The sequence below is a fragment of the Streptomyces silvae genome (genome assembly GCF_016745505.1).
Taxonomy (GTDB): Bacteria; Actinomycetota; Actinomycetes; order Streptomycetales; family Streptomycetaceae; genus Streptomyces; species Streptomyces silvae.
In genome coordinates, this window is sequence record NZ_JAERUC010000093.1 from 1 (window position 1) to 23,682 (window position 23,682).

Consider the following 23,682-nt stretch of genomic DNA (forward strand, 5'->3'; position numbering starts at 1 on the left):
TGCGTCCCGCCGCCCTGCGGCCGCACCTTCGACGGCGGGATCAGCGGCTCGGCGATCTCCCACAGCCCGTCCGGAACAATCCAACTCCACGTACCCCGCCCCATGACGAGCCCAACGAGCCCGCCCCACATAGGACACGATCTTAGGGCCGGCCTGGACCCTTCTGCAGGTGAGCCCGATCCCTACGCCCACATGTACCCCGTCCCCGAGGACTGGCCCTGATCAGGACCGGAGCCAGATTGCGAGGGCTGCCACCGTCCCGGTGCCGAGGAAAACGTAACCGCGCTTGTCGTAGCGAGTGGCGACCGCCCGGGACTGCTTCAAGAGGTTGATCGCCCGCTCGACGGTGTTGCGCTTCTTGTACCGGTCCTCATCGAAGCCGGGCGGCCGCCCACCGCCTGTGCCCTTGCGCAGGCGGGCCGCCTGGCTGTCGGTCTTCTCCGGGATGGTGTGGCGGATTCCCCGCCTTCGCAGGTACTCGCGGATGGGGCCGTTGCTGTAGGCCCTGTCGGCCGCAAGGCTGTCGGGCTTCTTGCGCGGCCTGCCCAGGCCAGACCTGGGCACCCGGATCTTGTCCAGGACCGGCTGTAACTGAGTGCAGTCTGCCCGCTGACCTGGAGTAACGATCAGGGACAGTGAGCGGCAGCGGCCGTCCGCGCTCAGGTGGAGCTTGCTGGTGAACCCGCCGCGCGAGCGGCCCAGGCCCTCACCTCCAGCACCACCTCCACCAGGCGGGCGACGAGACTCTGCCAGGGCGTCTCGTCCTGGTGTTCCATCCCTTCGGCCCCCTTTGATCCCGGGGCCGAAGGCGAGTCGGTGCGGGCGCCGGCGGCATGCTGATGCGCACGGACGATGGTGGAGTCGACCGAGATGTCCCAGTCGATCTCGCCTGCGGCATCGGCCGCGGCCTGGACCAGCTGGAGCAGACGTTCCCAGGTGCCGTCGGCCGACCACAGGCGGTGGCGTTCATAGACGGTCTTCCACGGTCCGAATCGTTCGGGCAGGTCACGCCACTGCACCCCTGTCCGCACCCGGTGCAGCATCCCGTCGATCACCTGCCGGTGATCCCGCCACCTGCCACAACGCCCGTTGCTGAAGGGCAGAAACGGCCGCAGCCGTTCCCACTCGGCATCACTCAGATCACCCCGCCCCATGCCCACAGGAACGACGCAGAGATGGAGTGGTCACATGATCGGCCGGACAAGTCCTAGCGGACCAGCTGTGGGTCCTGCTCGATGCCGACGCCCAGGCCGGCGGCTCTGGCGGAGGCAGTGAAACTCCTGCCGCCAGGGGGACGGTGATCGGGTACTTCTTGAAGGCCCGGTCGTAGGCCTTGTTGATTTGGCAGAGCACTGTCAGCCGACGGGCGGTGCAGTCCTGTCTGCGGTGAGCGCCGCCTCCAGGCGGTCCAGCCGTTCGTACAGCGCGCGAACCAGGCGGGCGCGGCTCTGAACGCAGCGCACGGTGCCCTCCAGCGTCGCGGACAGTCGGCCTTCTACCTCGCGCAGGACGACGTCGGCGAGCGCCCGGGGCCCGCTGCTCTTGGGCATCTGGTTCGCGCGGCGCCGTACGTCGGAGGCGACGGCGCGGGCGTGGCCGGTCAGCTGGAGGCCGATCTGGACGTAGTCCCGTTCTGCGAGCGTGTCCTCGCCGGTCCACGCGAGGACGGCCTTGACGAGGCTCTCGTACGGTTCGCGGTCGAGCGAGAGCTCCGCCTCGATCAGCCCGTCGGGGTCGCAGGCCGGAGGCCGCCGAGATCCAGTGCAGCGGACGCTTCGTTCCCGAAGGCGTGAGTGACGAGGAGGCCGAGACCCTCCTCTCCGGCATAGACGGGGACGGGCTGGAGGCCGTGGCCATGGCCCTTGCGACGCGATGACCGAGGTCACCAGGTCCGGGTCCTGATGGCGGATGGCCTGTGAACGGACACCGCAGCAGGCCCCGCAGCGAGGGGTCCGGCTGGTCGCCTGACCAGCCGGGCCCCTCGCTCTCCTGCCTGTGTTACTGACCTCGGCTCGTCGTCACCGCCTGGAGGACGAGCGCTGCCGCACCGCTGCCGCTGCGACGCTGTCGGGTGCCCAGGCAGCGAGCGCCTGGGCAGCGACCCGGAGGCTCAGAGCAGGGAGAGTTCCGTGGTGAGCTTCTCCAGGGGCTGCCAGGTCAAGCCGACAAGCGCCGCGTGCTTCCACGCGATCCGCCCTCCGGGGGCGATGAGGAACACCGAGCGCCTGAGGCCGACGCCGGGAGCGGCGACGCCGAAGAGCTTGGCCACGGTGCGGTCCGGATCGCTGAGCAGAGGTATGCGGAGGTTGTTCTTGCGGGCGAACTCCTCGTGGCTGTCGATGTCCTGCGGGCTGATGCCCCAGACCTCGGCACCCAGTTCGGTGAACTGTTCCAGCCCGCTCGAGTAGGAGCACAACTGCTTGGTGCAGACACTTGAGTTGTCCTGCGGGTAGAAAGCGAGGACCAGGGGACGCGCGCGTCCGGTGTCGAGTCTGTAGGCCCCCCGGGCGAAGTCACCGTCCCGCAGCACGCCTCCGGAGAGGACGAACTCCGGTGCGGTACTTCCTGTTTCTATCGAGCCTGCCATTGCGTCTCCTTGGGTGCCGTCCGTGCTGGGTGAGCTGGTGCGAACGTCGTGCCGTTCATCGGGTGGCCGTCGCCGCCTGCCGGATCAGACCGCTCACGGTGTCCGGGCGGGTCAGCATGACGGCGTGGGGCGCGTTGACCTCGGTGGTGTGCGCGTGTGCGCGCTGGGCCATGAAGCGCTGGGTGGTCGGGGGCAGAGCGTGGTCCTGGCGCGTGACCAGGTACCAGGAGGGAATGCCTCGCCAGGCGGCGTTCGTCGCGGTCTCTTCGAGCGCCGCGGCGCTGATCGGCCGTTGCACGGCGGCGAGGCTGTTGGCCTTGCGTGCGGACAGGGGCGCGGCGAACACGTCACGGTACTTGTCGGGCTTGATGGAGAGGTCCACGCCGCTCACCCCGTTGCCCATGTCGAAGGGGACGGGGTTCAGAGCGTCCGGTGTGGCGTGCGAGCCGGGATTCTTGGCGACCAGCGCGCCGAGCGACTCGCCCTTGTCCGGCGCGAAGGCCGCAACGTAGACGAGTGCCTTCACATTGGGCTCCTCCGTGGCAGCCTCCCCGATGACCGCGCCGCCGTAGGAGTGCCCGACCAGGACGACCGGGCCCTCGATGCTCTCGATCCGGCTCTTCACGTAGGCCGCGTCCGAGGCGAGCCCGCGCAGGGGGTTGGCGATCGCCTGTACGGGATATCCCTGGGCCTGCAACCGGTCGATCACCGGGCTCCAGCTGGAGGAGTCGGCCCAGGCGCCGTGTACAAGCAGGACGGTCGGCTTCGGCGCCGAGTGCGAGGCGGCAGCTGCAGCTGCGACGGTCTTCCCGTCATCCGAAGGGCTGCTGGCGAGGGCGGGGACTGCGACGGCGGCCAGGGCTGCCGCGCCGGCGACCGCGAGTACGGCGCGGCGGGTACGGCGTGCGGGCTGGATGTGGCGTCGGGACATGGTGTGCCTTCTCTGCTGGTGGCATGAGGAGACCCGGAGGGCTCCCTAGGTAGATGGAACGTTCTATCTACTCCGTTGACCGTACTGCTTGCTTTCGTGATCGTCAATCGATGACTGAATCGCTGGAAGCGGCGGTGGCTAAGGAGTTGGCCAGTAGTGAGTTATCTGTACCCGAGGGGTCGAGAGTGCGGCCGTCTCGCCGTTCTGCTGGAGAACGGTCGTTCCGGTAGGGTGGTGCAATGACCCCGCCCCAAGCCCCCGCGACAGCGTCTCCGGCCCGAGCCCGGCTCCTGGAGACGGCCTCCGCCATTTTCTACGCCGAAGGCATCCGTCATGTCGGCGTGGACCGGATCATCGCCGAGGCTCAGGTCACCCGGGTCACCTTCTACCGCCATTTTCCCAGCAAGGAAGACCTCGTGCTCGCCCATGTCGAGCAACGCGACCAGCAGATCAGGTCGGTGGTGACGGAGGCGTTCCGGACGAGTACCGACCCCGAGGCTTTGCTGCTCATGATGATGGCGGGCGTCGGGGCGGAGATCTGCGGGCCGGGCTTCCGTGGCTGCCCGTTCATCAACGCCGCCGCTGAGTACCCGGACCCCGGGCATCCTGTCCGGCGGGCGGTCCAGGCCCACCGGACCTGGTTCCGGCAGACGGTCCTGAACCTCGCGACCGCTGCGGGTTGCACCGACAGCGAGCACACCACCGCGGCGCTCATTCTTCTGCGGGACGGTGCGATGGCAGGGGGAGACCTGGATGATCCGCAATCGGTGCGTGAGCACTTGATGCGGACCGTCTCCGCCGTTCTTGAGGACGGGCGGAAAGCCCGGTAGGGAGGGCCGTGTCCACCCGGCCGGTTTCTACCTCGCTCTCCCGTTCACCCCAACTGACAGGTCGGAAAATGCAGCAGCCGCAGAACGAACTCGGCGCCTTCCTGCGCGCGAACCGTGCCCGCACCGAACCGTCCGACGTGGGTCTACTCGCAGGTGGTGGCAGCCGGCGAGTCAAGGGTCTGCGGCGGGAAGAGGTGGCTGTGCTCGCCGGCGTGAGTGTCGACTATTACGCGCGCCTGGAACAGGGGCGCGAGCGCCATCCTTCGCCGCAGGTGGTCGATGCGGTGGGGCGGGCGATGCGCCTGACACCGGACGCGCGGACCCATCTCTTCCGGCTGGCGGGCCTTCACCCCGCGCTCACCTCGGCCGCGGGCCGCGATCTGGTCCACCCCTCCCTGCTGCACCTGCTGGACGCCTTTCCCGCGGCCGCCGCCTACGTGCTGAGCCCCGCCTTCGACGTACTCGCGAAGAACGCCATCGCCACCGCGCTCCTCGCACCCTTCGAGGGCACCTCGAACATGGTCCGGGTGCTGTTCCAGCATCCTCGTGCGCGAGAGGTCTTCGTCGAGTGGCCCGTCGTGGCGCGCGCCACGGTTCACGCGCTGCGGCTGCACGCGGGACGGTTCCCCGACGACCCCGGCATCAGCGGCCTCGTGGCCGAGATGTCGCAGGAATCACCGGACTTCCGGGGGCTGTGGCAGGAGAACGAGGTCGAGAGCATGACCCGCGCGTACAAGGTCTTCGTGTTGCCCGGCGTCGGTCGCATCGAGCTGACCTACCAGACCTTTGACGTCCACGACGCTCCAGGACAGCAGCTCCTGGTCGGCGTTCCCGAGCCCGGCAGTGCAAGCGCCGCGGCGGTGACGTCCCTCGTGGCGCCGGCCGAGCGCGGCGCGACCATCGCGTGATGTCCTGCCGGCGCTGCGACGGCGGTGTGCGAGAGCTCCGCGCCGGCTCCGACCCATGCGGGGCCGCCCCGCTCGCGGCTCCCGGATAGGTTCGTTCCATGATCACCACCTCCGCTCGACTGCTTCGGTTGGTGTCCTTGCTGTCGAGCAGACCCACCTGGTCCAACGCGGAACTCGCACGGCAACTGGACGTCACCGAACGCACGGTGCGCCGGGACGTCGACAAGCTGCGTGAGCTCGGCTACGGCGTGGAGTCCGTACCGGGGCCGGGCGGCGGCTACCGCTTCGGCGCGGGCAACCGCATGCCGCCGCTGAACCTGGACGACGACGAGGTCTTCGCTGTGGCCGTGGCGCTCAGGGAAGCCGCACACGGTGCCGCACTGGGTGCTGACCCGGCAGCACTGTCGGCCCTGCTGAAGCTGCGGCAGATCCTTCCCACCCGGATGGCGAGGCGGCTGTCGGGCCTCGACGCCACCGTCGAACACACTCCGCGCTGCGAGACCCCCCGGGCGTCCGCCGACGTGCTGTTGCTTCTGGCCTCCGTCTGCCGGGCGTCCGAGCGCACCACGCTCACCTACCGCGACATGCACGGCACCACCACGGTCCGGTGCGTCGATCCGCACCGCCTCGTGTACACCGGCGCACACTGGTACTTCGTGGCCCGCGACGTAGAACGGTCGGCCTGGCGGACGTTCCGTGCGGACCGGGTCGTGGAGGTCGTGTCCACCGGAGAAGTGATCGAGGTGCCGGACGCCCCGGACGCCGCGCAGCTGGTCTCCGACACCATCACCCGCACCGGATATCCGTTCTTCGCCCGCGTCCGGCTTCCACTGTCCTACGACGACGCCCGGCGCCTGGTGGCCCCCATCGTCGCCACCCACGAACCCGACGGGCCCAACGCGACGGTCATCAGCATCGGCGGCTCCGACCCCGACCAGCTCGCCGGCTACCTCCTGAGCCTGCGCACGCCGCTGGAGGTGCTGTCCCCCGACTCCGTTCGCGAAGCGCTGCTCGCCCGGCTCGACGCTCTGTACCGAGGGAACGAAGCGGGCCGGCAGGGAGCCGACGAGCAGCCGTGACGAGCCGCTCGTGACGACCGGGCGGGTGACGCGGCGACCGGTGAGAGACCAGGACCGTATGTGTCCGGATCTGCTCCTAGCCTGGATGCAAGGCACACAGCACCGAGCGCGTCACCGCTCGGGACGTGCCTTTCCCGCAGTCCCACCTCATTACCTGTCTATGGGAGCGCATCATGTCAGCCACCCCCCGCCTGCTGGTTTACGGAGCCACCGGTTACACCGGGAAGCTCGTCGCCGAGCACGCCAAGGAGTCGGGCCTCGACGTCGTCGTGGCCGGCCGCAACCAGGAGCGCGTCAAGGCACTCGGTGAGGAACTCGGTGTCGACAGCCGGGCATTCACGGTCGATGACCCCGCACTCCTGCGAGACGCGCTCGACGGCATCACCGTGGTCCTGAACGTCGCCGGCCCCTTCCACCGCACCGCGGGCCCGCTGATGGACGCCTGCATCGACAAGGGTGTGCACTACCTCGATACCACCGCCGAATACGACGTGTTCGCCACCGCGCGTTCCCGGCACGCCGAGGCCGCGGCCGCCGGCGTGATGGTCATGTCCGGCGCCGGCTGGGACGTCGTGCCCAGCGACTGCGTGGCCGCCCATGCTGCGGCACGCGTCGACGAGCCCGTCGGTCTGCGTCTGGCGCTCAAGCTCCTCAGCGCGACCCCCGAGGAGTCGGAGGGCTTGAATCTCTTCTCCCGCGGGTCCATCGTCAGCGCCACCGAGGGCATCGGTGACCTGGGCGTGCTGGTCCGCAAGGACGGGGACATCGTCGCCCTGCCGGAGCCCAAGGCCGCCTCGTTCGACTTCGGTGACGACGGTCCGGAAGAGTGCGTATCCGTGTCCATGGGCGACCTGATCACCAGCCACTACGCCACGGGCGTCCCCTCGATCGAGGTGTACGTTCAGGTCGGGCAGCCGCTCCCCATCGACCTGGACCTTTCGACGCTGCCCGACGGCCCTACCGCCCAGGAGCGGGAGGTGGGACGCAGCAAGGTTGTTGCCGAGGTCACCGGCCGGGACGGCAGCGTGGTCCGGTCCCTGATCGACACACCGACCGGCTACCGGTTCACCCAGCTCTCCTCCGTGGAGATCGCCCGCCGTGTGCTGGCCGGCTCCTTCACGCCCGGCTTCCAGTCGCCTTCCTCCGCCTACGGCCCCGAACTGGCTCTCGCCGTCGGCGACTCGCAGATCAAGGACCTGTAGGGGACACCGTGGGTGGGCCGGCCCACCCACGGATCCGAGTGGAACATGGGTGTGTGGCACCCAGGAAGACAGGTCCTTCCTGGCCGGTCGACGCGCGAACAGACTGAGGGTGTTCGCCCGCCGGGGCGAGCGAATCCCCCTGTCGAAAGGCCACTGCCATGCCTGCTTCCACCTCCTCGATCTCCAGCGCCCGACAGATCGAGAACCTCATCGCCCGCTACTCGCACCTCGTCGACGACGGCGACTTCGCGGAGTTCGGCGCACTCTTCGAGAACGCGGAGTTCGTGTCCGGTGAGGTGAGCCTCCGCGGGGGTAAGGCCATCGAAAACCTGATCAGCTCGATGCTGGTCGTGCACGACGACGGAACCCTGCGCACCCGGCACATCACGACGAACATCCTCATCGAAGTGAACGAGGACGACGGCAGCGCCGAAGCGCGGTCGTACTACAACATCCTCCAGGCAGTGCCCGGCCTCCTGCCGCTGCAGATGGTGGCGGGCGGACGCTACCGCGACCGCTTCGAGCGGCGTCAGGGAACGTGGTCCTTCGCCCGGCGGGAGGTCACCATCGACTTCACCGGCAACACCCGCTACCACCTCAAGACTCCGGATGCCTGAAGCGCACCGAAGGGCCGGCTCGCATCGGGCACGCCGACTTCCGGTACGCCGAGCCGGGAAGGAATGCGGATGCGCATGCACGTGCCCTCCATGGCGCCCGTGGGCTCAGCACGAACCCGCGGGCCCGCCGAGGAGCCACAGGAGAACTCCCTGGGGGAGTTCCTCCGGGCCCGCAGGTCCCAACTGGCTCCCGCGGACGTCGGCCTGAGCACCGGTGGTCGTCGCCGCCGGGTGGATGGACTACGCCGGCAGGAGGTGGCGGTCCTGGCACACGTCAGCGCCGACCACTACAGCCGACTGGAGCAAGGCCGGCAGCGACACCCTTCGCCCCGGATCGCCGAAGCCCTCGCCCAGGCCCTTCGTCTGGCCCCGGATGCACGGAGCCACCTGTTCCGTCTCGCCGGACTCAACCCGAACCTGCGTCCCGACACCGCACGCGGACAGGTGCACCCGGAACTACTGCACATCCTGGACGCTTCTCACCAGGCAGCGGCCTACGTACTGAGTCCCGGCTTCGACATCCTGGCGGCCAACGCGCCCGCCCGAGTACTGCTGTCCCCCTTCGCCGACGCCGACGCGGCCGGCACCGATCAGAACCTGCTCCGGATCCTCTTCACGCACCCCGGGGCACGGGCCTACTTCACCGAATGGCCTGTGGCCGCCGCCGGCTCGCTGCACACGCTGCGCCTCAACGCCGTCCGGCTGCCCAACGACACGGAAATCGTGGACCTCATCACCGGCTTGTTCGCCCAGTCGGCCGACTTCGCAAGGAACTGGGAGAACAGCGCCGCGATCGGCCTGGACCACGCGTACAGAAAGGTGGTCCACCCAGCAGTCGGACACATCGAGCTCTCGTACCGCGTCCACGGCGTGGCGACCGTCCCTGGACAGCACCTGCTGGTCGGAGTCCCCGCCCCGGGGAGTCGCAGTGCCGAGGCCTTCACCTACCTCGCGGCCATGGGCGGACAGCAGCCATGACAGCCACGACCGCCTACTCGTCTTCCGCCGTACAGGTGGCAGAGAAAGAGATCATCGTGAACACACGCGCGCACATCGGAGTCACCGGACTCGCGGTGATGGGCCGAAACCTGGCCCGGAACTTCGCACGCCACGGCTACACGGTCGCCGTCCATAACCGGACCCCGTCGCGCACGAAGGCCCTCATGGAGGAGTTCGGTCACGAGGGCGCCTTCGTACCGGCCGAAACCGCCCGGGATTTCGTCGATGCCCTGCAGCGCCCTCGCCGACTCATGATCATGGTGCAGGCAGGCGCCGCCACGGACGCGGTCATCGATGAATTCGCCCCGCTACTGGAGTCCGGGGACATGATCATCGACGGCGGGAACGCCCACTTCGCCGACACCCGGCGTCGTGAGGCGGATCTACGCGAACGCGGCATCCACTTCGTCGCAGCAGGTGTCTCCGGCGGTGAGGAGGGCGCCCTGAACGGGCCGTCCATCATGGTGGGCGGTTCGAAGGAGGCCTACGCCGTCCTGGGCCCCATGTTCGAGACCATCAGTGCCCATGTCGGCGGGGAGGCATGCAGCACGCACATCGGGTCCGACGGCGCCGGCCATTTCGTGAAGATGGTCCACAACGGCATCGAGTACGCCGACATGCAGCTCATCGCAGAAGCCTACGATCTGCTGCGCCAGGTCGCCCAGTACACCCCGCCCGAGATCGCCGGGATATTCCGCACCTGGAACAAGGGGCGACTGAACTCCTATCTGATCGAGATCACCGCCGAGGTGCTCTCCCATACGGATGCCGGCACCGGGAGGCCCTTCGTCGACGTGGTCGCTGATGCCGCCGGGCAGAAGGGCACCGGCCGCTGGACCGTACAGACCGCTCTCGACCTCGCCTCACCCGTCACGACCATCGCTCAGGCGACCTTCGCACGCGCAGCCTCCGGCCGGTCCGCCCTTCGTACCGCATACCGTCCGCTGCCCGGTGGCATGCACATACCGAAGACTCGCTCCGAGGCAGAACGCTTCACGTCACAGGTCGAGCAGGCGCTGTACGCCTCCAAGGTCATCGCGTACGACCAGGGCTTCACGATGATCCAGGACGCCGCGCTCGCATACGGCTGGGACATCGACTTCGGAGCGGTGGCCGGCATCTGGCGAGGCGGCTGCATCATCCGCGCCGCATTCCTCGATCGCATCCGCGCAGCGCACAAGGCCGCCCCCGACCTCGTCAGCCTGCTGGCCGAGCCCGGGTTCGCGGAAGAGGTCACCGCAGCCCAGGTCCCCTGGCGCGAGGTCGTCGCCACCGCCGCCCGACGTGGTGTCCCCGCTCCCGCGTTCGCCGCGGCACTGTCGTACTACGACACACTGCGGGCCGACCGACTGCCCGCCGCGCTGCTGCAGGGCCAGCGGGACTACTTCGGCGCGCACAGCTACCGGCGTATCGACCGGCAGGGCGCCTTCCACACGCACTGGGCGCACCCCGACCGTCCTGAAACAGACGTCTGATCCAGGCCGTCGCGTCCACGGTCACCGGCAGTCTGCCTGGGTGTGGCACACCCACCCTCGCGCGACCTCCCTCTTCGGGGCCCCGTCGGCGAGTGTGGAGTCCACGCCCCACCGGAGACCATCGTCCGCATCCGCAGTTCTGAGACCTACTCCGAGAACCCAGAAGGAAACACCATGTCACTCACCTCCTACCGCACCCTCGGCCGCTCGGGGCTCCGCGTGAGCCCTCTCGCCTTCGGCGCGATGAACTTCGACGACGGCAGCTGGGGCTCCGGCCCCGAAACCTCGTTCGGGCTGCTGGACCACTACCTCGATGCCGGCGGCAACTTCGTGGACACCGCCAACATGTACAACGGCGGCGCCTCCGAGGAGACCCTGGGCCGTTACTTCGCCCAGCGTCCCGGACGCCGTGACCGCGTCGTCCTGGCGACGAAGTTCGGCGGCAGCATGGCAGTCGATGACCCCAACTCCGGTGGTGCCGGCCGCAAGGCGATCCGCACTCAACTGGATGCCTCGTTGCGACGGTTGAACACCGACTACATCGACCTGTACTGGATGCACCAGTGGGACCGACACACTCCCGTCGAGGAGACCCTGTCCACCCTCACCGATCTGGTGCGCGCGGGAAAGATCCACGCCATCGGCCTGTCCAACGCACCCGCCTGGTGGGTCGCCGAGGCCGCCACCACCGCCCGGCTGCGGGAATGGGAGCCCGTCGCCGCTCTCCAGGTCGAGTACTCCCTGCTCGCCCGCAGCGTCGAGGGCGAGACCTTCGGAGCCGCCCGCCGCTTCGGGCTCGGCATCACACCGTGGAGTCCGCTGGCCAGCGGTGTCCTGTCCGGCAAGTACTCGCGCACCGCCACCGAGGTGGCCGGTTCAGGACGCACCGCGTACGCCGCCTCCTACCTGAGCGAACCGACCTTCGTCCTCCTCGACGCCCTGCAGGAGATCGCCGACAGCCTCGGTACGACAGTGGCAGCAGTGGCGCTTGCCTGGGTCCGGCAGCGCTCCGAGGTGACGTCCACCCTGGTCGGCGCCCGGACACCGGAGCAGCTGGCCGCCAATCTCGCCTCGCTCGACGTCACGCTCACCGACACGCAGATCACCGAACTGAACAGCCTCACGACACCCACCCTCGACTACCCGCACAACATGATCGAGTCCATGGTCGGCTTCCAGCAGGGTGACACCACGGTCAACGGCCTGTCCGCCAAGGCGTTCGTCCGCTGACCGCCATCAACAGCACTGCGTGACGAGAACGGAACACACCATGGCCGAGACACTCGAGATCACCACCTTGCGCCCGGCCCCGGGCCACACCGCCGACGACTTCGTCAAGGCGAACGCGGACATCGACGCCTACCTGAAGAGACAGCCCGGCTTCCTCTGGCGACGCATCGTCGAGACCGACGACGGACGCATTATCGACATCGTCGCCTACGACAGCCTGCCGCACGCCCGCACCGGCGCCGCCGGAATCACCGGCGAGATGGCGGACTCTCCCGTCCACGCCACGATCGACCACGACAGCGTGGACTGGCAGCTCACCACCGCGCTGCACCACGTCACATGACGGAGAGACCAGCATGCCGTTCGCCGACGAACTCATCAGCCGCCACACCGTGCAGAACCTCACGCACGCCATCCGGGCCGCCGCTCCGGACGCCGCCTTCACGGCACTGCACGCGGCAGCACGGCAGATCGGCCCACTGCCGCTCAGACAGCGCGCCGACCTGCTGCGCGACGCACTGCTGACAGACCTACCGGGCAATTACGCCACACTCGCCCGGACGGTACGAACAGCCCGCGACGCACCTCAGTTCACCGGATGGCTGATCTGGCCGGTCACTAGCGCGCTCGCCACCCGCGCCGTCCAGGAAGGCGAGACCGCCCCCTTCGACGACGCCATGGCGCTCCTCGCCGACCTCACCGGGCGGCTCTCCTCCGAGTTCGCGATCAGGACACTGCTGCGACACGACCTCGACCGGGCGCTCAACACCATCGTGGACGACTGGACGGGATCGGCGGACCCCGACGTGCGCCGGCTCGCCTCCGAAGGCACCCGTCCCTACCTGCCCTGGGCGGTACGGGTGCCGCAGATCCTGGCCCGTCCCGGAGTGACCGTCCCCATCCTGGACGCCCTCTACCAGGACGAGTGCGCATACGTGCGCCGCTCGGTCGCCAACCATCTCAACGATCTCAGCCGCGACCACCCCGAGCTCGTCGTCGACATGGCGCGCCGCTGGCTGGACAGTCCTGACGCCACGACGGAACGCCTGGTACGGCACGGGCTGCGCACGCTCATCAAGCGCGGCCACGCCGGTGCACTGGAACTGCTCGGTTTCGCTCCCGCGGTCCTGGACGTGGCCGGGCCCCGACTGGGCCGGGATGTCGTCCCTCTTGGCGAGAGCGTCCAGCTCACTGCCTCGATCCGCAACGTAGGTGATACTGCGGCGCGGCTGACGATCGACTACATCGTGCATTACCGCAAGGCCAACGGAAACCGGACCGGCAAGACCTTCAAACTCACCACCCGGACCCTCGCACCGGGTGAACAGATGGAGGTGATGCGGGAGCATTCGTTCCGGCCGATCACGACACGCCGCTACTACCCCGGGCGACATGCAATCTCCCTCCAGATGAACGGAGTCGAGTCCGAGCGGTCCGAATTCGAACTGGTTCCCACGGACACACCGTGACGCGCGGCACGGACTGAGTCACCCGTCTGCCGACAGACCGCATCACCACACCGACAGACCAGGACAAAATCCGTCCGCATCTGCCTTTAGCGTCGTCAATGACACCGACCATCTCCCTGGAGGGACACCTAGATGAACGAGACGCCGGCACACGACGAAAAGGCCGGCCTCATCGAGGCCGATGAGAAGGCACTGCAGGTCCGAGCCCAGTACGAGCAGATCGAGCAGCGCGTACTGGGCAGGACCTGGACCCTGCCCGAGCTCGCGCTCGGCTTCACCAATGACGCAGCCTACGTCGGGCGCCTGGTGCTCGCCGCTGAGCGCACCTGGGGCATCGACGGTGACGTTGACGCCGAACTGCGGCACAAGCTGGCCGAGTGCCTGTGGTGGGTCTTCGTGCTCGCCGACCGGCTCGACGTCGACATGCCGGAAGCCTACGAGGCCACCATGGACCGCATCGGCGACGGCCTGCGGCGGACCCTGCAGAGCATGCCCAAGGGCTGACACACGGATGGGCGCCGTTTGTCGGCGGCAGCACCTCAAAGCGCCTGAAGCAGTTCCCGCACCCGGCGCCGCAGTGCCTCTCGTACGGTGTCGGGTGACAGGACCTGCAGAGGCGCGGCCCGGCAGAGAAGGTAGCGGGCAAGGCCGTCATTGGTCGTAGCCGCCGATTTCCACGAGGGTGCCGTCGGGCCCTTCCGGGCGGTGGACGTTCACCGTGGTGGGATGAGTTGCACTGTTCGGTCCTGGGGCGAAGGCATACGAACCGTCGTGTCGCAACAGGCGGGCAGAGGCACTGATCACAGGCGGGGGTCTTCCCCATGACCAGGACTGAAGCTGTCCTGGTCTCGCCGTAGCGTCTTCTCCATGACCACAGAACAGAGCACCGCCCACGAACTCGGCCGGCCGCAGCACCGGATCTGGAGTGAGATCGAGCCGACGCCTCTGGGGGACTTCGGCAACCGGATTATGATCAAAGCGCTGACCGCCGACAAGGCACAGGTACTGCACGTGGCGATCGCGGCGGACACGGTAATCCCCAATCCTGCGGATCCGAGCGAGCAGGAAGTCCACCCGATGGAGCAGATCGACGTCATCCTGACCGGGCGCATGGCGTACGTGGTCGACGGCAAGGAGCGTGTCCTGGGGCCGGGCGAGGCACTTGGCATTCCGGGTGGAGTGCCCCACTCCGCGGTCGCGCTCGAGGACACCACCATGATCGAGGTCTTCACACCGATCCCGGACTTTCCGACCGGTGAAGTGCGCACACCGTGAGCGCGGTGTCGCACCGATTACATGTGACGGCGCCTCAGCGCGAGTGCGCGGGCGCTTCGTCAGGTCCGGCACGTGCTGAAACGGAGCATGTGGACGGCCGCACAGAAACGTGAACAGCCGGCGGTGCCGGGCACAGCCCGGCACCGCCGAACGACAGTCATCACCGCGCGTGGCCGGCCACGCCAGCAAGGAGTCCTCTGATGAGCACCCACACCGATACCGATCCTGCGATCCGCTACCTGGCCGTCACCTTCGACTGTCCCGACCCTGCCGAGCTGGCCCGCTTCTACGGTGAGGCACTCGGCCTGCCCATCACTCTTTCCACCGACGGTTTCGTGCTGCTGGGCCGTGAAGGGTCACCCGGGCTGGGCTTCTACCGCGTCGAGGACTACCAGCCCCCCAGCTGGCCGGACTCCTCCGTACCGAAGCAGGCTCACCTCGAACTGGGCGTGGAGGACCTGGATACCACCCAGGCCAGGCTCATCGCGCTGGGAGCCGTCGAAGCCGAGGTGCAACCGCTTCCCGAGCGGCGGCGCATCCTGCTGGACCCGGCGGGGCACCCTTTCTGCATCATTCTGTGAGGCCACGCTCTCGTTCCGCCGGCGCAGACCGTGGGCCTTGGGGTCCGAGTGTCGTCGTTCGCCGGTGCGGTGAGCACGCGCCGGCGCCTCAGCTCTGCTGACTGACGGGGATGTAGTTGGCGTACGCCTCGATGCGGGTGATCAGACCGGTGCCGTCGAAGCCGAAGTGGACCGCGGCATGCACCTCACCACGGCTGCCGTCGTTCGTTGTCACGCGTACGACGTGCTGCTGGAGGACCTCGCCCGGCTGGGAGAGCTGGCGGAGAATGTCGTAGCGGATCGCTTCGTAGGAGCCGATCTGCCGTCTCAGCCCCTCGAAGTACTCATCGAGCGTCTCATCACCCTTGCCGTCGTTGTGCCAGACGGTGGCCGCCTCGGAGCACAGTGCACGCGCGGTCTCCCAGTCGGACTTCTCCAGTGCGCGGAGGTAGGTGATGACCTTGTCTTTGAGGTTCTGGCTCATGGAAGTCCCTTTTCTGATGGAAGCTGCGGGGCGCCGACAGGGCAGGGGGCGGGTCCGGTCCGACCGGACGCTCAGTGCGGCCGACGTGGGGAGCGGCGACCTGAGCCGTTGGACGATTCCCTGGTTTCTCGGGGCGTTGGTCTCTCGGTGACGATGACCAGGCGCCGCCCGGGGCTCAGGCGGGCGGCGGGCCGTCGTGGTTCACGATCCCGTACTCCGACGCGAGGTCGGTGTGCTCGGAGTCTGCACGCGCGTCGGCGGGCCCGACCGTGTGGAAGAGCCCTTCGACGGCTCCGGGGTTGTTGATGACGAGGACCTCTGCGGTCGGTGTGATCGTCTGAAAGGTGTGTGGGACCAGCCTGGACACGTAGATGTAGGCCCCTGCTTCGGCGTCGTGTACCTCGCACTCGTCCAGCGAGGTCGACCCGACCCAGAACCGGACGCGGCCGGACAGGACCACCCAGCTCTCGTCCTCCCGGCTGTGAGTGTGCAAGGGCGGCGCGTCCTCGCGGCCGACGGTGAGACGCATGACGCTGACCGCTCCGCTCGTCTCGGCGTTGGTCGCCACCTGCTCGATGACGTTGTCGTAGTAGGGGAAGTCCTGGCCGTCGCCTGGGTTTCGTACAAGGGCGATGCTCATGTTGCTGTCTCCTTGCGACGAGTGGCGGCAATGAGGCGGCCGGTTCGTCGAAGCCGATGTGGTTGGCGCTGCGGCGCACGGGCGGGATTCGCCGGTGCGGTCGTACGGCGGGTGTTCCCGCACGCCACGGTGATGAGGGCACACCGGCGGAAGAGCGCACGGTGATGCTTTGAGGCTGCTCGGGGTCACGGCCGGCCGAGCCGTCGGCTCAGGTCGTCGGCGACTGCGGTGGCTGACGGATCCAGTCGGGGAGGAGGGCGTACAGACGGACAGCGATCTCTTCCGGGTCGCAGTCGGTGTTGCCGCCGACGGCGGCAGAGAAGACTCCGTGCACGCCGGAGGCGGTAAACACGTCCTCGACCGAGTTGTGCGGGCCGGATTCCCGCTCGTCGGTGCCGAGGTCGCGCCGAAGAGCGCGGAGCTGCTCCAGGAGAAGGTCGCCGATCCCCATCAGTCCGCTCGGCGATCGCCAGGTCGAAGCCAGCAGGAAGAGGCTTCTGCGCTGCCTGAGGGAGTCGAGCATGGCGTTCAGCGTCGCCACTGCCACGGCGGTCGGGTCTGCGCCCATCCGCCGATCGCTGATGTTCAGGTCGTGAAGGGAGCGGAAATCGTCTGCGATCACGAATACCGCCGCCTCTTCGACGGAGTCGAAGTGGTTGTAGAAGGTGGCGCGATGGATGCCGGCGGCTTCCGAGAGGGCGGAGACCGAGGGGCACGACTGTGTCCGCTGCATGAGGTCGGCAAGCGCTTCGGCGATCGCCCGTCGCGAGCGCGTGAAGCGCGGGTCCGCGTCGTTTGCCGGGGGCTGATCACTCACCATGGACGCACTTTACTTCGCGGGTGATCGCAGCGCTTCACCCCCCGGGGCCGCTGGGGCAATCGCCGAGAACCGGCCATCGGCAGGCACGCCAAGGGCGCGGCGCAGGCGCCGGCGAGGAGACCCGGGCTTCGCCTCCGTGCGGCGTGTGGCCGACAGGGCGGCACGGGAAGGCCCGAGTCTCTGCCGCCTCCGGCGACGGCCGCCGTTCGAGCACGGGGATTCACGTCGGACATGTCGCTCCTTCGGTCGGGTTCGCTCTCGACGCTACCACTATTCGACACCTGTCGTTTAGTGGTCTACGGTGGATCGTGTACCGACCCGCCAAGTAAGGAAGCACCATGTCGACAACAGGCAGCAGCACCTCCACCGCGGCAATCACGGACAAGTTCGCCGTGGTGGAGACCATCTACCGATACGCAGCCGGCCTCGACCTGCGTGACAAGGAACTTCTCTCGTCCGCGTTCACAGACGATGCAGTAGCCGATTTCGGTCCGGCCACGAAGAAGGCCGGCCAGGAGTACCCGCCGGTGGAAGGCCGCGAGGCCATCGCCGCAGCCCTGTTGGCCTCGCTCGGTCACCTGGACACCACGCACTCCGTGAGCAACCCGCGCGTCAGCCTGGACGGCGACAGGGCGAGCCTCGAAGCGATCGTGGCGTGCCAGCACCTGCCCCGAGAGGACCACTCCCGCCACGTCCTCATGACCAACCGCTACGACGTCGAACTTGTCAGGAGCGGGGACGTCTGGCTCATCCAGCACGTCACCGTCGACAACGCCTGGACCCAGGGAGACCCCACCGTCCTCGCCGGAATCTAGGAACCTGCCTGGCGACGGACCGTCTTCGCATCGCTCTCGGTCAAAGCCTGCGCCACCAAGCTGCCGTCGTGCAGCAGTAGGTCCGCCGCGGACGCACTCCATGCCTGCGGCGCACTCCCTGTCCATGTCGTCGCCAACAGGTGGCCGCGGCCGAGAGGTGCCGCCGCAGGCAGCCGGGACGCCTTGTCACTTTCTCCATCACGATCGGAATCCCATGAGCGAAACCCCCGGTCCGGACAGCTCGGACCGCAGCGCGATACTCGGCCTGCTCACGGCCTACGTCTTCGGCCTTGACCACCGCGATTTCACCAGCGTTGCCGCCGTCTTCACCGAGGACGCGGAGGTGGAGAATGTCTTCGACGCCTACCTTGCGGAAGGAACGCAGTTCAGCGGCCTGACGACCGGTGGCAGCGCGGTCGCGGACGGCGCCCGCCAATTGTTCAGGAGCCTCGACGCGACGCAGCACTTGCTGGGTGCCCAGACTGTCGAGTTCACGGATGCGGGAGCGCACGCGTCCACGCAGATCGTCGCCCATCACCACCGGGGTGAAGAGCACTACCACACCGGCGGCACCTACGAGGACGACCTCGTGCGCGCCGCCGATGGCTGGCGCATTTCACGCCGTACTCTGCGCATCCACTGGACAACCGGCAGCCCTGACGTATTCCTCCCGTCATGAATCCTCGGCACGGCCCCAACCGCTCCGGCGGCCGGTGAACCCAGCACACAGCCCCCGGCGCGGGTCCAGACCGCAGGCCTCGCATGGCGCTTCATCTCCCCGGCAGGCTGACACCTCTCCGCGGCTGCGGTCTTCAGCCGCGCCCCACCGGTCCTCATGTGCTCCCCCGTCCCGGTGCGGCCTCCGCACAGGACGTCAGGCCCGCCTGGGTGCGGCGCGCCCCCCTTCGCACAGCCTCCCTCTTGTGCGTCGCGTCCATGAGTGTGGAGTTCACACCCCACAACATCCCCACGGCGCCCCGGCCCGGGCGAGGTTCGGCACCACGGGCCCGGAGCCGAACCCCTGTCCCGGCAGGCATCCCGGGCCGGCCGGGGACGAACACAGCCGGCTCATTCGACCAGAGGAGACGTCATGCAGCGCAGGACACTCGGCAGCCAAGGCCTCGAGGTTTCGGCGATCGGTTACGGAACGATGGGCCTGACGATGTCCTACGGCCCCGGCGACACCGAGCAGGGCATCGCCGCCATCCAGCGCGCCCACGACCTGGGTGTCACCTTCTTCGACACCGCCGAGTTCTACGGTTGGGGCACCGGCTCCAACGAGAAGCTGCTCGGTCAGGCGGTCAAGAACTTCCGCGAGGAGGTCGTCCTGGCCACCAAGTTCGGCTTCGACATGTCGCTGCCCCCCGAGGAGATCGGGGTCGCCCTCGACAGCCACCCGGAAAACATCCGCAAGGTCGCCGACAACAGCCTGCGTTACCTCGGCGTGGACCACATCGATGTCTTGTATCAGCATCGTGTCGACCCGGAGGTGCCCATCGAGGACGTCGCCGGCACCGTGAAGGAGCTCATCGACGCGGGCAAGGTGAAGTACTTCGGCCTGAGCGAGGCCGGCCCCGAAACCGTCCGCAGGGCGCACGCCGTGCAGCCGGTCTCTGTTCTGCAGACCGAATACTCCCTGTTCGAGCGGGACATCGAGCAGGTCTTCCCCACGCTCGACGAATTGGGCATCGGCTTCGTCGCCTACGCCCCGCTCGGACGCGGCTTCATCACCGGGGGCGCCAAACCGGCCGGTCATTACGACGCAACCGACATGCGCAACGTCGATGCCCGCTGGCAGCCGGGCAACTTCGAGAAGAACGTCGAGGCCGTCAGGCAACTCGCCGACCTCGCAGCCGCCAAGGGGGCCTCCGTCTCCCAACTGGCCCTGGCCTGGCTCCTCGCGCAGGGTGAGCACAAGGTGCCCATCCCGGGCACCCGCAGTCCTCAGCGTGTGGAGGAGAACACCCGTGCTGCCGATCTCACGCTGAGCGAAGCCGAGTTGGCCGCGATCAACGACATTCTGCCGCACGGCGGCTACGGCGCCCGCTACGGCGAGGACTACGCACCCACCTGGGTATGACCCCAGGCTGCGATCACACCGCGCACGCCTGAACGCTGCGGCCCTCGCCAGGAGAGAGGGCCGCAGCGCAGTACACCCGCACCTCCCGCACCGTACGGACCGGCCAGCGACGCAGCGCCGGTGGGGATTCGTTCGCAGTTCGGTACTGCCGCAGCGCTTCAGCGGGCGGGTCCCACGTCGTATTCGTGTACCCACCTCAGAACGGAGTCAGATCAGTGACGTCAGCATCGATATCCGAGGGAAAATCTCTCTTCACGCCTGTTTCCCTCGGTGACATCGAGCTTGCGAACCGCGTCGTCATGGCCCCGCTGACTCGGATGCGCTCGGGTCCCTCCGGAGTCCCAGGTGACCTGGTGATCGAGCACTACAGGCAGCGAGCGAGCCTCGGGCTGATCGTCACCGAGGGCGTCTACCCCAGCCACGAGTCACAGGCCTTCGTGGGGCAGCCAGGCATCGTCACTGACGAACAAATGCGCGGCTGGCGGCGGGTGGCCGAGGCGGTGCACGCTCAAGGCGGCCGCATCGTGATGCAGATCGTGCACGCCGGCCGCGTCACCCACCCTGATGTCAACGGCGGCCGGCGCATCCTGGCTCCCAGCGCGATCGCGATCAGCGACGAGGGACACACAGAGAAGGGCAAGCAGCCCTACCCGGTGCCGCAAGCACTGACCGCCGCAGAGGCAAGAACAGTCCTTGAGGACTTCGTCGCCGCCTCCCGCCGGGCGATCGAGGCCGGTATGGACGGCGTGGAGATCCATGCCGCCAACGGATATCTGCTGCACGAGTTCCTGGCTCCGGCGTCCAACCGGCGCACCGACAGGTACGGGGGCACGCCGACGAACCGGGCCCGCTTCGCCCTCGAAGTGGTGACCGCGGTCGCGACGGCCATCGGCGCCGGAAGAGTCGGGCTCCGCATCTCACCCGAACGCAACATCAAGGATGTCCTGGAACGCGACAGGGACGAGGTCCTGGCTACCTACGGTCAACTGCTGGACCACCTGCGCCCGCTGGGTCTGGCCTACCTCTCCGTCCTGCACGAGGAGTTGCAGGGATGCCTGGTCCAGGAGCCGCGCCGACGCTTCGGCGGGAGATTGATGGCCAACAGCGGCTCCCTCTCGATCACCTCGCGCGAGGAAGCAGTGCGGCTGATCGAGGCCGCCTGCGCCGATGTCGTGGCCGTGGGCCGAGCCGTCATAGCCAACCCCGACCTGGTCGAACGCTGGCAGGGGGGACATCCGGAGAACGAGCCGCGCCCGGCCCTCTTCTACACAGCCGGCGCCGAGGGGTACAACGACTACCCGTCCTTCCAGGCGAACCGGCCTGACGAGGACTGAGGTGGCGGCTATCTGGTGGGCCGCTATCAGGATGTGTTGGCCGCCAACCGCCGGGGTGGTGCTGTGCCGGTACGCCGCTGCTGCCGGACACCACCTGCCACGCTCGGCGGCGCAATGAGCTGGAGCCCGGTGACAACCAGGATCTCGACATCGCCGCCGTACGCGACCGGGTCCGCCTGGCCAGCGATGTCCTGGTGCGCCTCGGAGGGCGCACCGGGCAGACCGGTGGGCGGCCCACGAGGGACCCCGTCATCCTGTGGCGCCTCGATCCCGGTGTCGCAGGGGAGAGACCGGCGGAACCCTCAGAGGCACCGGTGATGCACGAAGCTGGAAGAAGCCTGCACTCGATATCGAGCTTGGGCCGGCGGCTGACCTTGCCCACAGCCTGCGGCGGGAAGCCCAGGACACGGTTGGCCCCGAAGCAGCCCTCAGCCTCTGCGGGGACATGGCATCGCGTCAGCCCAACACCGATCCGCTGATGCCGGTGATGGCCCCATGGTCCGAAGCCCGTAACTGCCCAAAATTCTTCGACTCGCCTGGTCGATACGGAGGGTGACTGACAGGGGTAAGGGGAGGGTCGGTAACCGAATCGACGGTGTGCGCTGCGGGCGGGCCACCATGGGTTACTGAGCGGCAGATGCACCCCAGGCGGATTTCCTCCCGCTACTGGCGCAGGCCACGCCGAAGCCGTGCGGTACGTACCGCACCGCACCTCCGCTGCCCGGGATCGAGCCGGATGCAGCGGGATCCAACAGGATGTGAATGTCCGTCTATGTGACGTTTCCGCAGGTGAGAGGTGTCATCCTTTTGGGTTCGGTCCTCTACCTCGTCCTGATCGCCCTGATAGGTCTCGGCGTGGTGACGGCGGTACGGGAGGCGGCGACCGCCATCGGGATCGTGCTCGGGCTGCTCTACCTCTTCCCGGTCGTCACCCAGGTGGTCAACGACCCGGAGTGGCAGCGGCACCTCCAGCAGATCTCGCCCATGACCGCCGGGCTCGCGGTCCAGGCCACCGTCCATCTGCACGAGCTGCCCATCGGCCCATGGGCCGGCCTGGGCGTGCTCGCCGTGTGGACCGCGGCCGCGCTGTTGGTCGGCAGCCTGCTGCTGCACAGGCGCGACGCGTAGCCGAATCGAGCCGACCGCGAGCGCGGCGGCTTCGGGCCCCTCCCCGGCCCGGCGCCACACCCGGGCAACGATCCAGCCGACCGGGAGCGACCCAGACCTCGATCAGGTCCTCCGGCTCCCACTCATGCCGCACCCTGCGCTCCTTCCGGTCGTCATGACCGGCCCACCAACCTCGCTGAGCACGGCCCCCGATGACCCCAGAAGATCAAAAACGCTGACAAGCACACCCCAGATCCGCTACAGAGAGCTACTTGTCACTTGGTCGTAGCTTCGGGAGAACGGGGCCTTGATCCCCGTGGGTTCAAGGAAACCGAAGGTCCTTCAGCCTGAACCCACGGGTGCACCGGTCTGCTTCAGGTCGGTAGAGCCGTGGGTACGGTTGGAACACGAGGATGCTGTGTAAGTCGAAGAGCTTCGGTCGTGACATCAGCGTCGACCTGCGCCTGTGTTCTGTCGCCGTATTCGAGGACGTCGTAGTCGTCGTCCAGGTTGGCGAGTCGCTCGGCCAGAGGCAGCTCGTGCCCGAAGCGCTGATGGATCCTGAAGGCCAGCTCGCGTGGCGTCAGTTCGAGGGCCAGCATCCGGGCGGCAAGTGCTCGCGCCGCGGCTTCCTGTCCTGCAACGCTGCACGCTGGGTGGAAGGTGAGGCCCAGTTCGTCAAGTGCTGGGGGAAGGAGGTCGGGGACGTCGTAGTCCGCCTCCGCGCGCGTGCACGCGGCCAGGATCCGTAGGGCAGGGCTGTCGAGGCCGGCAACGAGTGCATCACAGGCTGCGGTGACGACGTCGGTTGCGCGGGTCTCGCCCATGCTCCAGAGAACGGCGCGGTCCTGAAGCTCGCGGGCAGCTGATTCGGTCGACGGCATGGGGCCATGATCTCGTCATGGGGTTAAGCAGGTCGAGCGGGTTTCACTGCGATGCCTGCTCGGCTTCTTCGCCCAGAAGCACTCGTGCTGAGTCCGCGTAGCGGATGATGATCAAGCACCACGAGGGCGCGGTGGAGATGGCGAAGACGGAGGAGGCCGATGGCTTCTTCCCCGACGCCAAGAAGATGGCGGACGCCATCGTCACCTCCCAGACCGCCGAGATCACCCGGATGAACAGCCTGCTCGGCAAGAGCTGACCCACCCCTGGAATACCCTATGGGGGTATATGGTTCCGGTGTGGGCGAGAGGGACGGACCACCGGACGGACAAGGGGATGACGGTCATGGAACACAGCG

Annotated in this window: 26 protein-coding genes and 3 pseudogenes; 19 read left to right on the forward strand and 10 right to left on the reverse strand. The window is 68.0% G+C overall.

Annotation, left to right across the window (positions count from 1 at the left end; genetic code table 11):
• From JKV81_RS14450 to JKV81_RS14470, 5 genes and pseudogenes are all read right to left on the reverse strand, one after another.
• A pseudogene (locus JKV81_RS14450) lies at positions 1–104 on the reverse strand (IS5/IS1182 family transposase); the annotation flags it as partial.
• Positions 105–222: 118 nt separating this feature from the next.
• Positions 223–1,154 (reverse strand): IS5 family transposase gene (locus JKV81_RS14455; protein ID WP_372444154.1). Its coding sequence is split into 2 segments (ribosomal slippage): positions 223–758 and positions 758–1,154, totalling 933 coding nucleotides; the frame shifts between segments, so codons are not numbered across the junction.
• 201 nt (positions 1,155–1,355) lie between these two features.
• Positions 1,356–1,724 carry a DUF6415 family natural product biosynthesis protein gene (locus JKV81_RS14460; protein WP_202076297.1) on the reverse strand — a complete coding sequence of 123 codons (369 nt, stop codon included), beginning with the start codon at positions 1,722–1,724 and terminating at the stop codon, positions 1,356–1,358.
• Between the two features lie 386 nt (positions 1,725–2,110).
• On the reverse strand, positions 2,111–2,587 hold the full coding sequence (locus tag JKV81_RS14465) for a peroxiredoxin (RefSeq protein WP_202076255.1): 477 nt from the start codon (positions 2,585–2,587) through the stop codon (positions 2,111–2,113).
• Positions 2,588–2,642: 55 nt separating this feature from the next.
• Positions 2,643–3,518, reverse strand: a complete 876-nt coding sequence (locus JKV81_RS14470) for an alpha/beta fold hydrolase (RefSeq protein ID WP_202076257.1) — start codon at positions 3,516–3,518, stop codon at positions 2,643–2,645.
• A 239-nt stretch (positions 3,519–3,757) separates the two neighbouring features.
• On the opposite strand from JKV81_RS14470, the gene JKV81_RS14475 reads away from it, so the two are divergent.
• From JKV81_RS14475 to JKV81_RS14525, 11 genes are all read left to right on the forward strand, one after another.
• Positions 3,758–4,348: a TetR/AcrR family transcriptional regulator gene (locus JKV81_RS14475; RefSeq protein ID WP_202076259.1), complete on the forward strand. Its 591-nt coding sequence runs from the start codon at positions 3,758–3,760 to the stop codon at positions 4,346–4,348.
• Positions 4,349–4,416: 68 nt separating this feature from the next.
• A complete protein-coding gene (locus JKV81_RS14480) occupies positions 4,417–5,256 on the forward strand; it encodes a helix-turn-helix transcriptional regulator (RefSeq protein ID WP_202076261.1) in 840 nt (279 codons plus the stop codon).
• Positions 5,257–5,354: 98 nt separating this feature from the next.
• A complete protein-coding gene (locus JKV81_RS14485) occupies positions 5,355–6,335 on the forward strand; it encodes a helix-turn-helix transcriptional regulator (RefSeq protein ID WP_202076263.1) in 981 nt (326 codons plus the stop codon).
• 173 nt (positions 6,336–6,508) lie between these two features.
• A complete protein-coding gene (locus JKV81_RS14490; RefSeq protein WP_202076265.1) occupies positions 6,509–7,537 on the forward strand; it encodes a saccharopine dehydrogenase family protein in 1,029 nt (342 codons plus the stop codon).
• A gap of 158 nt (positions 7,538–7,695) precedes the next feature.
• Positions 7,696–8,154 carry a nuclear transport factor 2 family protein gene (locus JKV81_RS14495; RefSeq protein WP_202076267.1) on the forward strand — a complete coding sequence of 153 codons (459 nt, stop codon included), beginning with the start codon at positions 7,696–7,698 and terminating at the stop codon, positions 8,152–8,154.
• A gap of 90 nt (positions 8,155–8,244) precedes the next feature.
• A complete protein-coding gene (locus JKV81_RS14500) occupies positions 8,245–9,132 on the forward strand; it encodes a helix-turn-helix transcriptional regulator (RefSeq protein ID WP_236056661.1) in 888 nt (295 codons plus the stop codon).
• 56 nt (positions 9,133–9,188) lie between these two features.
• Positions 9,189–10,628: an NADP-dependent phosphogluconate dehydrogenase gene (gene gnd, locus JKV81_RS14505; RefSeq protein ID WP_202076269.1), complete on the forward strand. Its 1,440-nt coding sequence runs from the start codon at positions 9,189–9,191 to the stop codon at positions 10,626–10,628.
• A gap of 174 nt (positions 10,629–10,802) precedes the next feature.
• The gene (locus tag JKV81_RS14510; RefSeq protein ID WP_202076270.1) at positions 10,803–11,858 is read left to right on the forward strand and encodes an aldo/keto reductase; all 1,056 of its coding nucleotides are present in this window, start codon (positions 10,803–10,805) and stop codon (positions 11,856–11,858) included.
• Between the two features lie 40 nt (positions 11,859–11,898).
• Positions 11,899–12,201, forward strand: a complete 303-nt coding sequence (locus JKV81_RS14515) for a hypothetical protein (RefSeq protein WP_202076271.1) — start codon at positions 11,899–11,901, stop codon at positions 12,199–12,201.
• Positions 12,202–12,214: 13 nt separating this feature from the next.
• Entirely contained in the window at positions 12,215–13,327 is a 1,113-nt protein-coding gene (locus JKV81_RS14520) for a DNA alkylation repair protein (RefSeq protein WP_202076272.1), read from the forward strand.
• Positions 13,328–13,459: 132 nt separating this feature from the next.
• On the forward strand, positions 13,460–13,831 hold the full coding sequence (locus JKV81_RS14525) for a nucleoside triphosphate pyrophosphohydrolase family protein (RefSeq protein WP_147963303.1): 372 nt from the start codon (positions 13,460–13,462) through the stop codon (positions 13,829–13,831).
• 35 nt (positions 13,832–13,866) lie between these two features.
• Here the strand turns inward: JKV81_RS14525 and JKV81_RS36910 are convergent.
• Positions 13,867–13,980: pseudogene (locus JKV81_RS36910) on the reverse strand (transcriptional regulator); the annotation flags it as partial.
• Between the two features lie 214 nt (positions 13,981–14,194).
• Between JKV81_RS36910 and JKV81_RS14530 the strand changes: the two are divergent.
• Both JKV81_RS14530 and JKV81_RS14535 read left to right on the forward strand, forming a co-directional pair.
• Positions 14,195–14,602: a cupin domain-containing protein gene (locus JKV81_RS14530; RefSeq protein WP_202076274.1), complete on the forward strand. Its 408-nt coding sequence runs from the start codon at positions 14,195–14,197 to the stop codon at positions 14,600–14,602.
• 200 nt (positions 14,603–14,802) lie between these two features.
• The gene (locus JKV81_RS14535; RefSeq protein ID WP_202076282.1) at positions 14,803–15,183 is read left to right on the forward strand and encodes a VOC family protein; all 381 of its coding nucleotides are present in this window, start codon (positions 14,803–14,805) and stop codon (positions 15,181–15,183) included.
• An 88-nt stretch (positions 15,184–15,271) separates the two neighbouring features.
• Here the strand turns inward: JKV81_RS14535 and JKV81_RS14540 are convergent, their stop codons facing one another.
• From JKV81_RS14540 to JKV81_RS14550, 3 genes are all read right to left on the reverse strand, one after another.
• Positions 15,272–15,646 carry a nuclear transport factor 2 family protein gene (locus JKV81_RS14540; RefSeq protein WP_202076283.1) on the reverse strand — a complete coding sequence of 125 codons (375 nt, stop codon included), beginning with the start codon at positions 15,644–15,646 and terminating at the stop codon, positions 15,272–15,274.
• Between the two features lie 175 nt (positions 15,647–15,821).
• Entirely contained in the window at positions 15,822–16,286 is a 465-nt protein-coding gene (locus JKV81_RS14545) for a cupin domain-containing protein (protein ID WP_202076284.1), read from the reverse strand.
• Between the two features lie 208 nt (positions 16,287–16,494).
• Positions 16,495–17,106 (reverse strand): hypothetical protein, encoded by a 612-nt coding sequence (locus tag JKV81_RS14550; RefSeq protein ID WP_202076285.1) that lies wholly within the window; start codon positions 17,104–17,106, stop codon positions 16,495–16,497.
• Between the two features lie 338 nt (positions 17,107–17,444).
• Here JKV81_RS14550 and JKV81_RS14555 point away from each other — a divergent pair, with 338 nt between their 5' ends.
• The 5 genes from JKV81_RS14555 to JKV81_RS14575 all read left to right on the forward strand — a co-directional run bounded on the left by JKV81_RS14555 (position 17,445) and on the right by JKV81_RS14575 (position 22,463).
• Complete coding sequence (locus JKV81_RS14555; protein WP_202076287.1) at positions 17,445–17,921, forward strand: nuclear transport factor 2 family protein; 477 nt, start codon at positions 17,445–17,447, stop codon at positions 17,919–17,921.
• Positions 17,922–18,135: 214 nt separating this feature from the next.
• On the forward strand, positions 18,136–18,600 hold the full coding sequence (locus JKV81_RS14560) for a nuclear transport factor 2 family protein (protein WP_202076288.1): 465 nt from the start codon (positions 18,136–18,138) through the stop codon (positions 18,598–18,600).
• 411 nt (positions 18,601–19,011) lie between these two features.
• Positions 19,012–20,001, forward strand: coding sequence for an aldo/keto reductase (locus JKV81_RS14565; protein ID WP_202076290.1), 990 nt, complete (start codon positions 19,012–19,014; stop codon positions 19,999–20,001).
• A gap of 215 nt (positions 20,002–20,216) precedes the next feature.
• Positions 20,217–21,335, forward strand: a complete 1,119-nt coding sequence (locus JKV81_RS14570) for an alkene reductase (protein WP_202076292.1) — start codon at positions 20,217–20,219, stop codon at positions 21,333–21,335.
• A gap of 789 nt (positions 21,336–22,124) precedes the next feature.
• Positions 22,125–22,463, forward strand: a complete 339-nt coding sequence (locus tag JKV81_RS14575) for a hypothetical protein (protein ID WP_202076294.1) — start codon at positions 22,125–22,127, stop codon at positions 22,461–22,463.
• Between the two features lie 353 nt (positions 22,464–22,816).
• Here JKV81_RS14575 and JKV81_RS14580 read toward each other — a convergent pair whose 3' ends face one another.
• Entirely contained in the window at positions 22,817–23,326 is a 510-nt protein-coding gene (locus tag JKV81_RS14580; protein ID WP_202076296.1) for a hypothetical protein, read from the reverse strand.
• Between the two features lie 104 nt (positions 23,327–23,430).
• Between JKV81_RS14580 and JKV81_RS14585 the strand changes: the two are divergent.
• Positions 23,431–23,583 (forward strand): annotated as a pseudogene (locus JKV81_RS14585) (DUF305 domain-containing protein); the annotation flags it as partial.
• Between the last annotated feature and the right edge of the window lie 99 nt (positions 23,584–23,682).

Bases quoted from the DNA above. Each gene is read 5' to 3' on its own strand.
- JKV81_RS14465 (WP_202076255.1), bottom strand. From the start codon at position 2,587: ATGGCAGGCTCGATAGAAACAGGAAGTACCGCACCGGAGTTCGTCCTC.
- JKV81_RS14470 (WP_202076257.1), bottom strand. From the start codon at position 3,518: ATGTCCCGACGCCACATCCAGCCCGCACGCCGTACCCGCCGCGCCGTA.
- JKV81_RS14475 (WP_202076259.1), top strand. From the start codon at position 3,758: ATGACCCCGCCCCAAGCCCCCGCGACAGCGTCTCCGGCCCGAGCCCGG.
- JKV81_RS14480 (WP_202076261.1), top strand. From the start codon at position 4,417: ATGCAGCAGCCGCAGAACGAACTCGGCGCCTTCCTGCGCGCGAACCGT.
- JKV81_RS14485 (WP_202076263.1), top strand. From the start codon at position 5,355: ATGATCACCACCTCCGCTCGACTGCTTCGGTTGGTGTCCTTGCTGTCG.
- JKV81_RS14490 (WP_202076265.1), top strand. From the start codon at position 6,509: ATGTCAGCCACCCCCCGCCTGCTGGTTTACGGAGCCACCGGTTACACC.
- JKV81_RS14495 (WP_202076267.1), top strand. From the start codon at position 7,696: ATGCCTGCTTCCACCTCCTCGATCTCCAGCGCCCGACAGATCGAGAAC.
- JKV81_RS14500 (WP_236056661.1), top strand. From the start codon at position 8,245: ATGGCGCCCGTGGGCTCAGCACGAACCCGCGGGCCCGCCGAGGAGCCA.
- JKV81_RS14510 (WP_202076270.1), top strand. From the start codon at position 10,803: ATGTCACTCACCTCCTACCGCACCCTCGGCCGCTCGGGGCTCCGCGTG.
- JKV81_RS14515 (WP_202076271.1), top strand. From the start codon at position 11,899: ATGGCCGAGACACTCGAGATCACCACCTTGCGCCCGGCCCCGGGCCAC.
- JKV81_RS14520 (WP_202076272.1), top strand. From the start codon at position 12,215: ATGCCGTTCGCCGACGAACTCATCAGCCGCCACACCGTGCAGAACCTC.
- JKV81_RS14525 (WP_147963303.1), top strand. From the start codon at position 13,460: ATGAACGAGACGCCGGCACACGACGAAAAGGCCGGCCTCATCGAGGCC.
- JKV81_RS14530 (WP_202076274.1), top strand. From the start codon at position 14,195: ATGACCACAGAACAGAGCACCGCCCACGAACTCGGCCGGCCGCAGCAC.
- JKV81_RS14535 (WP_202076282.1), top strand. From the start codon at position 14,803: ATGAGCACCCACACCGATACCGATCCTGCGATCCGCTACCTGGCCGTC.
- JKV81_RS14540 (WP_202076283.1), bottom strand. From the start codon at position 15,646: ATGAGCCAGAACCTCAAAGACAAGGTCATCACCTACCTCCGCGCACTG.
- JKV81_RS14545 (WP_202076284.1), bottom strand. From the start codon at position 16,286: ATGAGCATCGCCCTTGTACGAAACCCAGGCGACGGCCAGGACTTCCCC.
- JKV81_RS14550 (WP_202076285.1), bottom strand. From the start codon at position 17,106: ATGGTGAGTGATCAGCCCCCGGCAAACGACGCGGACCCGCGCTTCACG.
- JKV81_RS14555 (WP_202076287.1), top strand. From the start codon at position 17,445: ATGTCGACAACAGGCAGCAGCACCTCCACCGCGGCAATCACGGACAAG.
- JKV81_RS14560 (WP_202076288.1), top strand. From the start codon at position 18,136: ATGAGCGAAACCCCCGGTCCGGACAGCTCGGACCGCAGCGCGATACTC.
- JKV81_RS14565 (WP_202076290.1), top strand. From the start codon at position 19,012: ATGCAGCGCAGGACACTCGGCAGCCAAGGCCTCGAGGTTTCGGCGATC.
- JKV81_RS14580 (WP_202076296.1), bottom strand. From the start codon at position 23,326: ATGCCGTCGACCGAATCAGCTGCCCGCGAGCTTCAGGACCGCGCCGTT.